This window comes from Hominenteromicrobium mulieris, from assembly GCF_046197855.1.
GTDB lineage: Bacteria > Bacillota > Clostridia > Oscillospirales > Acutalibacteraceae > Hominenteromicrobium > Hominenteromicrobium mulieris.
In genome coordinates this window covers 3068375-3084133 of sequence record NZ_CP173188.1, presented here as the reverse complement: position 1 = coordinate 3084133, position 15759 = coordinate 3068375, and the positions used below count along the sequence as shown (strand labels likewise).

General features: G+C 53.9%; 14 protein-coding genes. 11 read left to right on the top strand and 3 right to left on the bottom strand.

Going from position 1 to position 15759, the window contains the following annotated elements:
* Positions 1-780: 780 nt before the first annotated feature.
* Positions 781-1542, top strand: a complete 762-nt coding sequence (gene rlmB / locus ACI0CA_RS15200) for a 23S rRNA (guanosine(2251)-2'-O)-methyltransferase RlmB (protein ID WP_176819565.1) — start codon at positions 781-783, stop codon at positions 1540-1542.
* A gap of 25 nt (positions 1543-1567) precedes the next feature.
* Positions 1568-4642, top strand: a complete 3075-nt coding sequence (locus ACI0CA_RS15195; RefSeq protein WP_446806661.1) for a hypothetical protein — start codon at positions 1568-1570, stop codon at positions 4640-4642.
* A gap of 187 nt (positions 4643-4829) precedes the next feature.
* Here the strand turns inward: ACI0CA_RS15195 and ACI0CA_RS15190 are convergent, their stop codons facing one another.
* Positions 4830-4976, bottom strand: coding sequence for a MarR family transcriptional regulator (locus ACI0CA_RS15190; protein ID WP_176819663.1), 147 nt, complete (start codon positions 4974-4976; stop codon positions 4830-4832).
* 123 nt (positions 4977-5099) lie between these two features.
* Here ACI0CA_RS15190 and ACI0CA_RS15185 point away from each other — a divergent pair, with 123 nt between their 5' ends.
* Positions 5100-5429 carry a hypothetical protein gene (locus ACI0CA_RS15185; protein ID WP_308449422.1) on the top strand — a complete coding sequence of 110 codons (330 nt, stop codon included), beginning with the start codon at positions 5100-5102 and terminating at the stop codon, positions 5427-5429.
* Between the two features lie 34 nt (positions 5430-5463).
* Here ACI0CA_RS15185 and ACI0CA_RS15180 read toward each other — a convergent pair whose 3' ends face one another.
* Positions 5464-5916, bottom strand: coding sequence for a hypothetical protein (locus tag ACI0CA_RS15180; protein WP_308449421.1), 453 nt, complete (start codon positions 5914-5916; stop codon positions 5464-5466).
* Between the two features lie 5 nt (positions 5917-5921).
* Positions 5922-6410, bottom strand: a complete 489-nt coding sequence (locus tag ACI0CA_RS15175; protein WP_308449420.1) for a VanZ family protein — start codon at positions 6408-6410, stop codon at positions 5922-5924.
* A gap of 174 nt (positions 6411-6584) precedes the next feature.
* Between ACI0CA_RS15175 and ACI0CA_RS15170 the strand changes: the two genes are divergently transcribed.
* From ACI0CA_RS15170 to ACI0CA_RS15135, 8 genes are all read left to right on the top strand, one after another.
* Complete coding sequence (locus ACI0CA_RS15170) at positions 6585-7934, top strand: FG-GAP repeat domain-containing protein (RefSeq protein WP_308449419.1); 1350 nt, start codon at positions 6585-6587, stop codon at positions 7932-7934.
* Between the two features lie 39 nt (positions 7935-7973).
* The gene (locus tag ACI0CA_RS15165) at positions 7974-8678 is read left to right on the top strand and encodes a response regulator transcription factor (protein WP_308449418.1); all 705 of its coding nucleotides are present in this window, start codon (positions 7974-7976) and stop codon (positions 8676-8678) included.
* 268 nt (positions 8679-8946) lie between these two features.
* Positions 8947-10437: a sensor histidine kinase gene (locus tag ACI0CA_RS15160; protein WP_308449417.1), complete on the top strand. Its 1491-nt coding sequence runs from the start codon at positions 8947-8949 to the stop codon at positions 10435-10437.
* A gap of 28 nt (positions 10438-10465) precedes the next feature.
* Complete coding sequence (locus ACI0CA_RS15155; protein ID WP_418526168.1) at positions 10466-11401, top strand: DUF1385 domain-containing protein; 936 nt, start codon at positions 10466-10468, stop codon at positions 11399-11401.
* Positions 11398-12243 (top strand): peptide chain release factor N(5)-glutamine methyltransferase, encoded by an 846-nt coding sequence (gene prmC, locus ACI0CA_RS15150; RefSeq protein WP_446806662.1) that lies wholly within the window; start codon positions 11398-11400, stop codon positions 12241-12243. The genes ACI0CA_RS15155 and prmC overlap by 4 nt, the downstream gene beginning before the upstream one ends.
* A 266-nt stretch (positions 12244-12509) precedes the next feature.
* Positions 12510-12800, top strand: a complete 291-nt coding sequence (locus ACI0CA_RS15145) for a Dabb family protein (protein WP_176820398.1) — start codon at positions 12510-12512, stop codon at positions 12798-12800.
* Between the two features lie 210 nt (positions 12801-13010).
* Positions 13011-14360 carry an MATE family efflux transporter gene (locus ACI0CA_RS15140; protein ID WP_417103217.1) on the top strand — a complete coding sequence of 450 codons (1350 nt, stop codon included), beginning with the start codon at positions 13011-13013 and terminating at the stop codon, positions 14358-14360.
* Positions 14361-14367: 7 nt separating this feature from the next.
* Positions 14368-15750 (top strand): MATE family efflux transporter, encoded by a 1383-nt coding sequence (locus ACI0CA_RS15135; RefSeq protein ID WP_417100348.1) that lies wholly within the window; start codon positions 14368-14370, stop codon positions 15748-15750.
* Positions 15751-15759: the final 9 nt, after the last annotated feature.

Here is a 15759-nt window from a genome sequence, read left to right as displayed (position 1 = left end):
CACGTCTAAAAAGTGCGCAGCTTTCCGGTGTCTTTCTGCTCGCTATTTTCATTTTACACGATTTTAGGTGAAAAAACAACCGTGTAAAGCCTGCCGCCTTGCTTTTTTTCACAAAATGTGCTTAAACGGAAAATCTCGCCGCCTAGGATTTCGCCTAAATCGTTCTAATTTGAGATTAAAACGCTGTTTTTCGCAAAAACACCATATATAGGGACATTTTTTTGGGCAAACACAAGACTTTTCACGCAAATTTTACACACGGTTTATAGTGAGTATTCTGTGAAAAAACGGTAAAAAGCGGCATTTTCGACGGAATAGTTTACATAATATTTTACATTGTGAAAAGCTGTGGAAAGTAAAAAGAGCACCGAAAGCGGGTTTTTAACACTTTCCACAGAGTTTTCCACAGCTTAAACGGAAAACGCTGTGGAAAGCTCGCTGTGTGTATACTTCTGCCGTGCATATTACAGATTGTATAAATGTAAAGGCCAGTCCATATACAGCAGGATGTGAGAAGATATGCAACCCGAATGAATAATTATGCTGAGCAAAATGAACACGCAAAAGCACCGTCAAAATGACGAAAAGAGCGCGGCGAAAAAACTGCCCAAAAACACGGCGGTTTTAGGCGCAAAAACCGCCTGCAAAAACCGCGCTAAATTGTGCGTTTCGGTTGCAATGGCAAATATAAGTATGCTATAATCTACTATATACTGCGATAGTATTGCGAATTTCGGCCGCAGACGTGTTCTGAAGCCGCGGAAAGGAATAGGTTTGTTCATGGAAAACGAGAGAGAAAGAGATGTCATAGCAGGGCGCAATGCCGTTACGGAGGCGCTTAAAGCGGGCAGACCCATCGACAGCATCCTTGTGCGGCGCGGGGAGAAAAACGGTTCGGTATCGTCCATTCTCCGCATGGCAAAGCAGGCGGGTATCCCGGTAAAGGAAGTGGATTCCCGTAAGCTGGACGGCATGTGCGGCGGAGAAAACCACCAGGGTGTCATCGCCATGGCGGCGGTGCACGCGTTCTCCGAGGTGGAGGATATTTTTGCGCTGGCGGAAAGCCGAAATGAGCCGCCGTTTATCCTTGTGTGCGACGAGATTGCGGACCCGCATAACCTCGGCGCGATCCTCAGAACGGCGGAATGTGCGGGCGCACACGGCGTTGTTATCCCGAAGCGCCGCAGCGTTGGCCTTACGGCGGCGGTCGGCAAGGCTTCTGCGGGCGCGGTGGAATACGTCCCCGTGGCGCGTGTGACGAATATTGCGGTATTTCTTGAGGAGATCAAAGCGCGCGGCGTTTGGGTATACGCCGCGGATATGGACGGCACGGATTGGTGCCAAACCGATTTCTCCGGCCCGGCAGCGCTTGTTGTCGGCTCCGAAGGCTTCGGCGTGTCCAGACTTGTGAAAGAAAAATCGGATTTTATCGTTTCTCTGCCGATGAAGGGCAGAATCAATTCGCTGAACGCTTCGGTGGCCTGCGGCGTGCTTTGCTATGAGATTGCGCGGCAGCGCGCGGGCATCAAGGCCAAGGGCTGAGGCGAAAAAGAAAGGACCCAAAACCATGAACGATGAGAACAAATTCTCGGTGGACGAGATATTGGAAGCGGAGCGCAAGGCGAAAGCCAACGGCGCGCCGGAAGAGCCGGAGAAAACAACGCCCGGGGTGACGGAAGAACCCGACGCTGTGACGGAGCCTGAAACGGAGCAGCCCGTAGAGGAAGCCTCGGCAGAGGTAGCACAGCCCGCGCCGGAAGCGGAACCGCAGCCGGTGGAGGTGCAAGAAGACTCCCCGTGGGATACCTACGAGGAGGAAGAAGAGCCCGGAAAGAAAAAGAAGAACAAAAAAGAGAAGAAAGAGAAAAAAGGTTTTTGGGCGCGCCGCCGCGAAAAGAAGCAGAAAGAGGTTTTTAACGAAGCCGAAGACATGTACTACGGCATCCAGTTAAAACCGATTGACGAATACACCCGCGGGTTTGATGCCACAGGTGAGATTTCCACGCAGGACGAGGGATACCGCAAGCTGTTTGACGAGAACACCGCGGAGCTTGACGACGAAGTGGCAAAGGACTTTGAGCGCCTGCAGAAAGAGCGTCGCCGTCGTGTGGCCGAGGCCGTAGAGACGGCCGGTGTGGATCTTTCCGCTGTGGAAGACGAGCTGGGCATTGTGGCCCCGGTGCCGGTCTCCGTTGCGATGAATGACCCGAACGCTGTGGTGCCGGAAAACAAAAAGACGAAGGACAAGGTGCAGAATTTCCAGACGGCGATGCTGCAGGACGCGCAGACGCACACGATGGAGATTAAGCTTGACCTTGAAAATGAGACGTTTGGTTTGCAGCAGGCAAAGGTGGTGCCGGAGGTAAGCGAGGATTCCGTGCGCCGCATTCTGGAATCTGTGCAGGCGGAAAACGCGGCAAAGCAGGCTGCACAGGTGCAAAATACCGAGCAGCAGGCTGCGGCAGCGCCGAAAACGGAAGAAAGTGACGCGCCCGAGATGGCGTTTAAGGATATTTCAAGCAATGGCCCGGAGCCGGAGGAAGAGCCGCAGGCGGAAGAAGGCATGGACATTGCTTCCGGCGAGCAGCTGCCCGAAGCACAAGCGCCGAAAGCGGAAAATGTGCAGGCTGCGGAAAGCGCCGAGAACGCCGGCGAAGAAGCGGCAGAGCCTGCGCAGCAGAAGATCTCCGTGCCGGTAACGGACGTGACGCAGTACAGAAAGCGCGACTTGCCGGTGCACATCATTAACGCGGATGTTTTGCAAAGTGCACTGCTGAGCGAAGCACGCGTGTATTCCGACGACGAGAACGTCAGTGCGGCCGGTGCGCACCGCTTTAAAATTCGCTTTGCGGAAAAGCCGGACGAAGCGCCCGAAAACACGGAAGCCGCCGAAAACAGCGACGAGCTCATCGACGATTACACCGGCCCGGCAGACGCAAAGAGCGTGGCGCACGACCTGCGCACGACGATGCGCGAGCTGACAATCCGCATGCTTGCAACGGGCGTGAGCACGGCAGTGCTCATTTTGGCGTCGCTCATTGCGGAATCCGGCTTCAATGCCAATAACACGGAGACCGCCGGTGCAGTGGGCTACACCATCTTATCGCTTGTGCTGCTGCTAGTGTCCATCGGCTTCTGCGCGAAAACGATTTTAAACGGTCTGAAGGCACTGTTTGAGTTCCGCGCGAATTCGGATTCTGCCGCTGCGGTAGCTTGTGTGGCGGTTTTTGTGCAGACGCTCTGCACGCTGTTTGCGCCGGCTGCGCTCAGCATGGGTAAAATCCACCTTTACGCCGGTATTGCGGCAGGTATTCTGTTCCTGAATACCGTCGGCAAGCTGACGATGCTGCGCCGCATCCACTCGAATTTCCGCTTTGTGTCTTCCCGCGAGCAGAAATATGCGGTGCGCGTATTTGACGATTACAACACGTCTTTAAAAATGGCGGGTTCCTCCGTCATTTCGCAGCCTGCAATCGCATATCAGCAGAAAGCGGGCTTCTTAAAGCGCTTCTTACAAATTTCCTATGAGCCGGACCCGGCAGAGACCTCTTCGCAGGTTTTGGCGCCGGTGGGCCTCATCTCCTCGCTGCTTCTGTGCGTGGTGGCGCTTGTCATCACGAAAGATGCGTCCCTTGCCATTACGGCTTTGGCGGCTTCCTGCTGCGTGTGTGTAGCGGTGATGAATATGCTGGCCGTAAACCTGCCGGTGAGCCGTCTTTCCCACCGCCTGCGCCGCCGCGGCGCGATGGTCTCCGGCTATGAAGGTATCAAGCGCATGAGCGCCGTAAATGCCGTTCTGGTTGATTCCACAGAGCTTTTCCCGCGCGGCACGGTCGTTTTGAACGGGGTGAAGCCGTTTAAGCAGGAGGGCCTTGAAGAAGCCGTTTTGGCTGCCGGCACGTTGGTGCAGCAGCTCGGCGGCCCGCTTTGCGGCGTGTTCGAGCAGGTGTTCAGCGAGCATGAGGGCGAGCTTCCGGAGGTCGAAAAGGCCGCATTTGAGGCCGGAAACGGCGTTGTGGGCACGGTGGACGGCAAAGAGGTGCTCATCGGCTCCCGTACGCTTTTGACTGCGCACGGTGTGGAAGCGCCGGAGCAAAATGTGGAGAGTCAGTACACGACGGGCAGCCGACAGATCTTGTACGTTGCAATGGGCGGCGAGCTTTACGCCATGTTCATCCTGACCTATAACGCAGACCGAAAGAAGAAAGCGGAGCTGCAGAACATGGAAATGAACGGCGTTTCGCTCATTCTGCGTTCGGCAGACCCGAACCTTACGCCGCAGTTCATTTCGCGCCTGTTCGGCATTGACGCCACGGCGGTGAATGTCATCGGCGCAGGCCAAGACGGCCCGGCAGACCACCTTGTGAACGACACTGCGGACCGCGTGGACGCCTATGCCGCCACAAAGGGTCGTGTGGAATCCATGATGAGCCTTGTTTCCACGTGCATTGATGAAAAGAAGAACATCAGCTTCATCGTCGCCATGCAGAACGCGGCGGTCGTCATTGGCTTTGTGCTTGTGGCGTTCCTCACATTCGTTGCGGGCGTGGAGCAGATTTCCGCATTTGCGCTCGTTATCTACGAGTTGTTCTGGGTGCTCGCCACCGTGTTGGTACCGAAGTTCAGAAATAAAGTAAAATAAGGTTCGAAATTGAAAATCTCTCTCGGCGCAGCCGAGAGAGATTTTTTACGTTATTTTGCAATTTTAATGCGGATACTGCCGCTGAGTGTGCTGACTTTGCATGTGCCTTCGCCGGTATCGAACGGAACATCCACTTTGCCGCTTCTGCTTTGAGCACGGAAAGCTTTGCCGGTGTTTAGCGTGCCGGTTACATTACCGCTGAAGCTTTCGTTGCGGAAATGTAGGTCACGCGACCGTCTTCCTCGGAAGCGGTCTTTTGTAGGTAGTCTTTTTGCTCTATTTCCTTTACGGTACGGGTCACACCGGGGCGCGGCCGGTTCAGCGTTTCACCGATGTCAGATCATAACTAACTTTGGTAATGATCAGAACGTAAAAAGAAAATGTCAAGGTTTCAAAGAAAAAATCGGCACGGTGTACCTGCCTTTGACGTAAACTGGTTTAAGATACACCTGCGGGTGTGCCTTGGGAACGGAAAGGGGGTGGTGGCATTCGTATCGTTTCGCCGCCCGTGCCGCTGACGTTTTGCTTTGAGACCGTGGGGCATTTGATGGATGCGGTGGAGCGTGCCGTGCACACGCTCCATGTTCTTTCTTCGGCACTGGGGCGGATCGGCAGCCGGTTTTTCCTGTGCGTGACGGTGCGGTTTTCAGAGCGCATCGCGGCGCGCAGCCTGTTTACGGAGTATGGGGAGTACGTCGGCGCGGGTGCGCTAACGGCGGCTTATATAGCAGAGCGGGCGGAAACATTCATCCCGAACGCCGCTGCCCGCATGACCAGGTATTTTTAAAGGCTCGTCGGTTTTGCCGACGAGCCTTTAAAAGTTAAAGTCCCAACGCTGTTACGACTTTATTTACAGTGTCCTTATCCGCGCCGGTGGCGAAAAGAATCGTGGTGCCGTTGCGGTAGAGTACCGTTGTGAGGTCGTCGCCTTTATACGTGTAGCGGTTGTATTCGCTGGAATCGACCGCCTTGCCCTCGGAGGTCCTGACGCTTGAAAGCATCTGCGCGTAGTTCGTTTTGGCGCTGTCCGTGGAAGCGAATGTGAAAAAGCCTAAGGAGTAATCATCACCCGAAACGGTCAGCGCTTTTGTGATGACGCTGCTGTCAAACTGGTCGGAAACGTCCGTTACTTCGCAGTCGGCAGCTTCGCAGGCGGACTTGAATTGCGCATCTGTGATGACGGTGCGGCCCGCGCAGCCGGAAAACACGATGCACGCGAGCAGAACGGACACGGTGACGAAGAGAGGAATCTTCTTTAAAATATGCTGTTTCATGGTATTTATCCTTTCCGGTTGCCGGTTACCCGGCTTTTTTTACAGTGATTGATAAAAAGAAAGAGCAGAACGGTCAAAAAGAATCCGGTCGAAAAGCCGGCGGTGTCGATCCACACATCGGAAACAAGCGAACCGCGGCCGGAGAAAATTTGAATGGTCTCGTCCGTGACGGCGCACAGCATGCCGATGAGCGGAAAGTCGAGAAGATTGCGCCCACACTGGAGATTTTTGCCGTTTTTATCGTGCTGTAAGCCGAGCAGAAGCGAAAATTCCACACCCAGAAGGCCGTATTCCGAAAAATGCGCCGCCTTGCGCAGCAAAAATTCGCTGATTTCTGTGTGCAGAAGCTGCTCGAGCCACGTTTTTAAGGAGCCGCTCATGCCGCCGGAGACCGCGCGGCTCTGCATGGAGTTGCTCCAGATGAACGCAAGCGTGAGTGCAATGAGAATGCCGAGCACCCATCGCACGCGGGTATTGTGCATTGTTTGTTTCATGCGGAATCCTTTCGAGATATTTTCTCCATTTTACCACGCACGCGCCGGTTTCTCAATGCTGTCACAGAAATTTAATTTTTATATGACGCCAAAGCGCCCCTGACTGCTTGCGGCGGTGCGGGGGATATGCTATACTTATACCGATATTGTAAATTTGCGCAGGAGGTGACGGCGATGCGCGGAAAACTGAAAAAACTTTTTGCAGCGGTGCTCGCCGTGCTTTTGGCGCTTTCTTTTTCGGGGTGCAGCGAGCTGACGGGTCTTGATGCGCAAGCGCTGATGTCTCCGCCAAAGACGACGGCAGACAGAGAAGCGATATATGCCCTGATGGGCGGCGGCGTGGGTGACGTGACGCTTGTTTACCCGAAATGCGGTGATTACCGCTCGGCGATCATCTCGCGCGATTTAGACGGGTGCGGCACTTCGGAGGTCGTGAGTTTCTGTGCAAACGGCGACGCGGGCGGCACGCGGCTGGAATTTTTTAAGAAAAACACGGACGGCGTTTGGAACTCTATGGCGCGGTTTACCTCGGCGGCAACGCAGGTGGACAAGGTGTTTTTCGGTGACCTGACGGGCGACGGTATGGACGAGATCATCGTGGGCTGGGGAGATCCGCTCACGGCGACGGCAAGCGTTTCGGTTTATTATGTGGACGGAGACACGATCCGCGAATTCTCCATGACAACGGTCTCATACAGCGAAATTCTGCTGACAGATTTTGACAGCGACAATATAAAAGAGCTGTTCGTTTTGCAGGCGGCGCAGACGAGCGGAGAAGAGATTATGGCGCTTGGCGGGTTATACCGCTTTGACGGCGACCAGCCGTATGTCTCCAAAACCGTGCCGCTCGATGCGGCGGTGACGCGTTACACCTCCGTAAGCTTTTCGCAGGTAAATTCTTGGCGGCGCGCAGCGGTGCTGGACGGCGTGAAAGCGGACGGGCGCATGCTGACGCAGGTCATCGGGTATGACGAAGCGTCGGACAGACTCATTTCGCCGCTGTCGAACGAAGAAAACGCGACGGATCGGCCAACGGCGGCCGCAGCGGTCTCGCGCGATGTGAATAAAGACGGCATTTTGGAGATTCCAACGGCGGAGTTGACGATAAACGGCAGCGAAACGACGGCGGATTCCACCGGGTATGTCATCACGTGGAACACGTATAGCTTACAGGACAACACGTTGACGCCGGTGTGCACGAGTATTTTGAATACAGCGGAAAACTACAACCTGTTTTTGCCGAGCAGCGAGGATAACTACGGCTGCCAAAATGACACCGTGACCCGCACAGCGACATTCTTTACGTATACACAGATCGGCTTTAACGGCAATTACCTCGGCCGGGAGGACAAGTTCTCCATTCGGGTATATACGGAGGAAGACTGGGCGGAAAAAGAACAGGATGACGAAGATATTCTGTTGAGCAGCTCCGCCGGGCGCGTGTATGTGCTGCGCATTTTGGACGATTCCATGGCGGAAAGCGACGAAAAAACGCTGCAAAGCGGATTTGAAGTGCTGGAATAAATATAGACTGAAAATGGGGGACAGAAAGGGGAAACGAACATGAAAAAGATATTGGTGGCAGAGGACGAGCAGAATATCCGCGAGTTTGTGGTCATCAATTTAAAGCGCGCGGGGTACGACTGCGTGGAAGCCGCAAGCGGTGAGGAAGCCTTGCGCGTGTACGAGCAGGCCGGCGGCGATTTTGACGTGGCTGTGCTGGACATCATGATGCCCGGCAGTCTGGACGGCCTTGCCGTATGTAAGGAATTAAGACAGAAAAACGCGACCATCGGCATCATCATGCTGACGGCGAAAACGCAGGAAATGGACAAGGTGACGGGCCTGATGATGGGCGCGGACGATTACGTGACGAAGCCGTTCAGCCCCTCTGAGCTCGTGGCGCGCGTGGACGCCGTTTACCGCCGTGTGGCACAGTTTACGAGAGCCGCAGAGCCGAATTTCTCCGAAGAGCTGCGCTCCGGCCGCTTCGTGCTGAACCTGCGCAACCGCTCATTCACAAAAGACGGCAACCCCGTGGAGCTGACACAGGTGGAGTTTCAGATCATGGAATACTTCATCTCAAATGCCGGTAAGGCGTTAAAACGTTCCGAAATTCTAAAGCACGTCTGGGGCAGCGGATATGTCGGTGAGGAAAAAATCGTAGACGTGAATATTCGCAGATTGAGAATGAAGATCGAAGACGAGCCCTCGAACCCGAGACATGTTGTCACCGTGTGGGGCATCGGCTATCGGTGGGATAAGTAATCAAAAGGTTGCGTGAAAGCAAACGAATGAAGTCTTTGATTAAACTTTCTTCAGAAAGTTTATGGGGTCTCGGGGCAAGGCCCTGAGGCGTCGTCCGCAGACGACGAAATCTTTTTGCCTAATAAAAAACTAGGAAAGTAGGTTCAACAGTCCGGTGGACTGTTGAACCGCAGAAAACCCAGTTGCATGGGTTTTCTGATGACTTGCAGGGCAAGTCATTTAAAAATACTGGTAACTACAAAAAGAAGCACAGAAAGGAGGAAAGCGCGTGTTCAAAAAAGGTATTGCAAGACGCTGGCTGTTTAACAGCCTCGGTGTGATGATTTTATTATTTACAGCCTGTATTGCGGCGCTTTCTTTCGTTGTGCAGAGCTATGCCTATAACGGCATACAAATGACGCTCATCGGTCGCAGCGACGAGCTGCCCACCGTGCTTTCCGGCAGCATGAAAACCGTAAGCGAGTTTAACGCTGCAGCCAGAAGCTACACCGAAAATTTCCCGGATAAAGACCTCATGGAGGTCATGGCGGTCTCGCGTTCGGGCAGCATTTTGTCTACATCCTCCGGCTTTGCGCCGGACCAAAACCAGAGCAAGCCCGATTTTGAAAGCGCCTTGCACAGCGAAAATGGGTACGGCTATTGGATCGGCAAGCTCGCAAGCGGCGAGAAGGTCATGGCCGTCTCGCGCGTGGCGCGCGGCGCAAACGGCGCGGTGCTCGGCGCGGTGCGGTACATCGTCTCTATGGAGCGCGCAGACCGGCAGATTACGTATGTCGTGCTGGTCCTGATTGGTATCGGTGTGCTCATTTTGGTGCTCGTCACGCTTTCGGGCATTTATTTCGTGCGGTCTATTATCACGCCCATTCGGGAACTCAATGCTACGGCGGAAAAAATTGCAAAGGGCGATTTTGACGTGCGCGTCAAGAAAGAGAAGGACGACGAGCTCGGCGCACTGTGCGACTCCATCAACGACATGGCGGCAGAGCTTGGCACAGCGGAAAAAATGAAAAACGACTTCATTTCCTCTGTTTCGCACGAGCTGCGCACGCCGCTGACGGCTATTAAGGGTTGGGCGGAAACGCTGCAAACAGGCGGTATCGGCCGAGAAACGTATGATAAGGGCATGAACGTCATCGTGCGCGAGGCAGAACGCCTTTCCGGCATGGTGGAGGAGCTTCTGGATTTTTCCCGCATGCAAAGCGGCAGAATGCGGCTGATCCTCAAGAGAATCGATCTTTTGGCGGAGCTCGATGAGGCCGTGTACATGTTCACCGACCGTGCGCGAACGGAGCATAAAAATCTTATTTACGATGAGGAAGATACGATGCTTTCGCCGATTTTGGGTGATGTGAATCGCCTGCGGCAGGTGTTCATCAACGTCATCGACAACGCTTTGAAATACACGAATCCCGGTGGTACGGTGCGCGTTTCCGCGTATGAGGACGACGGGTTTATCCGCGTCATCATTAAGGACAGTGGCTGCGGCATCCCGGCGGAGCATCTGCCAAACGTCAAAAAGAAGTTCTACAAAGCAAACCAAAACGTGCGCGGCAACGGCATCGGCCTCGCCGTCGCAAATGAGATCATGGAGCTGCACTCCGGCTCGCTTGATATTGACAGCGAAGAAGGCATGGGCACCACGGTCATCATCACGATACCGACCATGAAAAAGCTTGAGATGAATCCCGAGCTTTCCAACACAACGCAGATTCCCACCGCCACCGCGCAGGTGCAGGTCGTGGAGAGAAAACAGGATTAAATATTGTTTATAAGCAAAAGGAGAAAGAATGGCAAAACGCGTAACATCTATCGGCGGGCAGGCCTTACTTGAGGGCATTTTGATGGTTGGCCCGAAGAAAAACGTAGCGGCTTTTTGTGACGAAGCCGGAAATATTACAACGGAGGAGGTTTCCACGCCGTCGCTGCGCGAAAAATACCCCATTTTGAAAAAGCCGTTTATACGCGGCGTGTTCTCTATGGTGGATACCCTGCGCCTCGGTATGAAGGCGCTGACGCTTTCGGCGGATAAAGTGGGCGGCGAGGAAGAGGAAGAGCCCTCGAAATTTGAAAATTGGCTCGAAAAGAAATTCGGAGACAAGGTGATGAATGCGGTCGTCGCCGTGGGCGGTGTGCTGGGCGTGGCGCTTGCGGTGCTGCTGTTCTTCTTTTTGCCGGCGGTGCTCTTTAACGGGCTGATGATGCTTACGGGCGACGGCATCAGTGGTTGGCGTTCGGTGTTTGAGGGCCTTTTACGTATCGTCATTTTTGTACTGTACATTGTTGTCATCTCTAAAATGCCGGAGATTGACCGCACATTCCGCTACCACGGCGCGGAGCACAAGACGATTTTCTGCTATGAAAACGACCTGCCGCTCACCGTGGAAAATGTGCGGAAGCAAAAGCGCTTCCACCCGCGCTGCGGCTCCAGCTTTATGATCTTAATGCTTTTGCTTGGCATCATCATCGGTTTTTTCATTCCGTTTTCCAATCCGTTCCTGCGCACATTCTGTAAGCTCTTGTGCTTGCCGATCGTTGTCAGCATCGGTTATGAGCTCATCAAGCTTTGCGGCAAGTACGATAACGTGCTGACGCGCATCATTGCGGCGCCGGGCCTGTGGTTCCAGCGTTTGACCGTAAAAGAACCGACCGATAAGATGATGGAAGCCGCTATTGCGGCGATGAAAGCGGTCATCCCGGAAAACGGCGAGGATATTATCCGATGACGCTGAACGAGCTGTACCGCGCAGCGAAGACGGCGCTTGAACCCGTCACGGAAGACCCGACGTTTGAAGCCGCGTGCCTTTTGGAGCATTTCTGCGGCGCGAACCGAACGGAGTTGCTTTTGCACGGCGATAAGCCGGCGAAGCCTGAAGCGGAGCAAGCGGTGCTTTCCGCACTTGAAAAGCGCAAAACGGGCGAGCCGCTGCAATATCTGCTCGGCGAGTGGGACTTTATGAGCCTGACGCTTTCCTGCGGAGAGGGCGTGCTGATTCCGCGCGAGGACACCGCCGTTTTGGTGGAAGCAGTGTGCAAGCGCTTGTCGAAAACCGAGAATTCACCGAAGGGGCTTGACCTTTGCGCCGGTACGGGCGCGGTGGGGCTTTCCATCGCGAAGGAAGCACACGCCGAAGTGACGGAAGTGGAGCTGTACGACGGCGCATTCAACTATTTAAACGAAAATTTGGCGCGTTACCCGGAGCTTCCGGTGACGGCGGTAAAGGGCGACATGTTAGATAAAGCTTTTGCGGAGACGCTGCCGGATGGGTTCGATTTCATCGCGTCGAACCCGCCGTATATTGAGACAAGCGAGCTGCCGCTTTTGCAGCGCGAAGTGCAGAAAGAGCCGAAAACGGCGCTGGACGGCGGCGCGGACGGCCTCGTCTTCTACCGCGCAATCTGCGAGCTTTGGGCGAAAAAATTGCGCCCGAACGGCGTGCTTGCCGTGGAAATCGGCGAGACGCAGGGGCAGGCGGTAAAGGTGCTGTTTGAAGCCGCCGGTCTGCGCGATGTGCGGATTCACAAGGACTTGGGCGCGCTCGACAGGGCGGTTTCGGGGGTTAGATGAGGTTGATTTTGTGTTTTTAAGAGCTTGCTTTGGCAAGCTCTTAGGAAAACCCCTTAGTAGGGTTTTCCTCGAGTCAATCGTCCACCGGACGATTGACTCTCCTTTCCTGACTTCTGTTAGGCAAAAAGTATCTCGAGCTCTGCGGAGCTCGACCAAGGGCGTTGCCCTTGGAACCCACGACCTTTTTGAAAAAAGGTCGATCAAAAACTTTTAACCACGGTTTTCTTTAGCTATGCAATAATTTTATCCGAAAGGAAGTTTTTTAAATGGTAAAGCATGTTTTAATGATCAAGCTCAAGGACAATTCCAAGGAGCAGTGCGAAAAGCTGCGCGATCTTTTTATGACGATGAAGGGCCGCGTGCCGCAGGCACTTGACGTGGAAGCCGGTGCGGATTTCCTCCACTCCGAGCGCTCCTTTGACGTCTGCCTGACCGTTACGCTCGAAAGCCCCGAGGCGCTCGAAGAATACCAGAAAGACCCGTACCACTGCAACACGGTGAAGACCTATGTTGCGACAGTTCGCGAAAAGGCGGTTGCGGTCGATTACATCGTTTGACCGAACAAAATTCACGCGGCGCTGTGCGGCTTTTGCATGGCGCTGCTTTTTTACACGGCTTGTTGCTGAAGCCGAAATAGCGCCAAATTAGCCAAAAAAGAATAGGAAAATTCGGCGTTTACACCCCTCGAAAACGACATATGGGCATTGAATTGCAGCATTTTATCCGATATAATGGTAATTAAAGTGTCTTTTGAAGGGAGCAATTTTGTGGTTCGCAATATGACGAAGGGCAGCCCGGTAAAGCTTTTGTTGGCATTTGCACTGCCTTTGCTTGTTGCCAATGTGTTTCAGCAGTTATACTCTGTGGCGGATGCTATGGTGCTCGGCCGCGGTGTAGGCGTCAACGCGCTTGCGGCGGCGGGTTCCACGGGTTCGGTACATTTCTTTATTTTTGGTTTCATCAACGGTTTGACGCACGGGTATTCCATTTTGATTTCGCAACGCTTCGGCGCAGGCGACGAAAGCGACATGCGCCGCACGGTGATGAACGCGGGCTACCTCGGCTTTATGAGCGCTGCGGTCATCACGGCGTTAAGTCTCATTTTCTCGCGCCCGCTCATGACACTGATGGGTACGCCGACCGATATTTTCGACGACGCACTTTTGTACATCCGCATTATTTTCATCGGTATTTTCACGACGGTGTTTTACAATACGCTTTCGAGTATTCTTCGAGCGCTCGGCGACAGCATGTCGCCGCTCATTATCATTCTCATCAGTTCGGCAGTGAACATCGGGCTGGACATTCTGTTTGTCATGGCCTTTAAATGGGGCGTGGCCGGCGCTGCGTGGGCGACCGTTTTGGCACAGCTGCTTTCCGGCCTGATGTGTCTTTTCGTGTTGTGCCGTATGCCGGTTTTGCGTTTTAAAGCCGACGAAAAGCGCATGGATAAGTCTATTATTTTTGGCTTATTGAAGCTTGGTTTGCCGGTCGGAATTATGAATTCCATTACGGCGATCGGCGGTATGATCTTACAGGGCATTGTGAATGGTTTAGGTTCTACGATTGTGGCGGCATATACGGCGGGCTCGAAAATCTTCGGTCTTGCGGAACAGCCGTGCAACATCATCGGGTTATCCCTTGGCACGTATGTCGGGCAGAACCTCGGCGCGGGACGCGTTGACCGCATTAAAGTCGGCGTGCGCCGCAGCATTTTGATGGTGCTCATCGTCGATTTCTTCATCGGCGGCACAATGATTCTGTTCGGCCGCCAGCTGACGGCGGTGTTCGTCTCCGGCGTGGAGCAGGCGGTCATCGAAGCTTCGTATCCGTATTTGCTGTGTTGCGGTGCGATGATGTGGGTGCTGGGTTTGCTGTTCGTCTACCGCTTTTCCCTGCAAAGTCTCGGCGACACGGTGGTGCCGATGCTCTCCGGCGCGCTGGAGCTAATTCTGCGCATTTCCGTTGTGCTCGTGCTCTCTAAAGTGTTCAATCTGGGCTTTCTTTCCATCTGCATTGCAGAGGTCTCCGCGTGGTTCGGCGCGGCGGCACTGCTGTGCGTGACGTATTACATTCGTATTCATAAATTGCCGGAAAAACTTTCGGCGAAATCATGAGGGGTTTATGGCAAAAACAGAACGCATTCAAAATATGACAAAAGGCAGCCCTGCAAAGCTGATTTTCACTTTCGCGATACCGCTGATGTTGGGCAACGTGTTTCAGCAGTTCTACACGGTGGTGGATACCGCCATTGTGGGGCAGGCGCTCGGCGTAAACGCGCTGGCGGCGCTCGGTGCGGCGGACTGGCTGAACTGGCTCGTGCTGGGGCTTATTCAAGGCTTTGCGCAGGGCTTTTCCATTTACATGGCGCAGCGTTTCGGCGCGGAAGACCACGAGGGTCTTAACCGTTCCATTGGCGCGACGATCTCGCTTTCGGCGGTCATTTCAATCTTGACCGTCATTCTGAGCCAAGTCGCCATGGCACCCGTGCTGCGCGCCATGAACACGCCGGAGGAGATCATCGGCGGCGCGTTCACATACCTGCGCATCATGTTTGCGGGTATACCCATCATCATGGCGTATAACGTGCTTGCAAGCATCCTGCGTGCGCTCGGCGACAGCAAAACGCCGCTGTATGCCATGGTCATTGCATCTATTCTGAATATCGGGCTTGATCTGCTGTTTGTTATGGTGTTCCACTGGGGCATTGCGGGTGCGGTCGTTGCAACGGTCATCGCACAGCTTTTTGCAGCGCTTTACTGTTTGCGCGCTGTGCTGCACGTGAAGGTCATCCACCTGAAAAAAGAGTATTTCCGGCTCAATCCGGAAATAGCAAAGCGCCTTTTGGGGCTCGGTACGCCGGTCGCCGCACAGAATGTTATCATCGCCGTGGGCGGCATGGTGGTGCAGTCGGTCGTCAACCGCTACGGCACGCTGTTCGTGGCGGGCTTTACGGCAACGAATAAGCTGTACGGTATTTTGGAGATTGCCGCCGTTTCGTTCGGCTACGCCGTGACGACGTATGTCGGGCAGAATCTCGGCGCGGGGCTTTTAGACCGCGTGAAAAAGGGTATGCACTCCGCAACGTGGATCGCTTTGCTGACCTCGGTCGTCATTACGGTTTTTGTGCTGATTTTCGGAAAATACGGCATCGCACTGTTTATTTCCGGCACGGCGGAGGAAGTGTCGATCTCATCGCAGGTGGCAATACACTATCTTAATATCATGAGTATTTGTCTGTCTATCCTCTATATGCTGCACATTTACCGCTCCGCGCTGATGGGACTTGGCGATACCATCATGCCGATGGCTTCGGGCATCATGGAATTTTTGATGCGTATTGGCGTGGCGTTGTTTCTGCCACTTATTATCGGGCAGGAGGGTATTTTCTATGCGGAGATCACTGCTTGGGCCGGTGCGGCTATTTTGCTTGTCACGACGTATTTTTTGAGAATGCATAAGCTGACGAGAGAACTTGACACAAGCCAAAGTAAAGCGGGCGAATAAAAGAAGCCT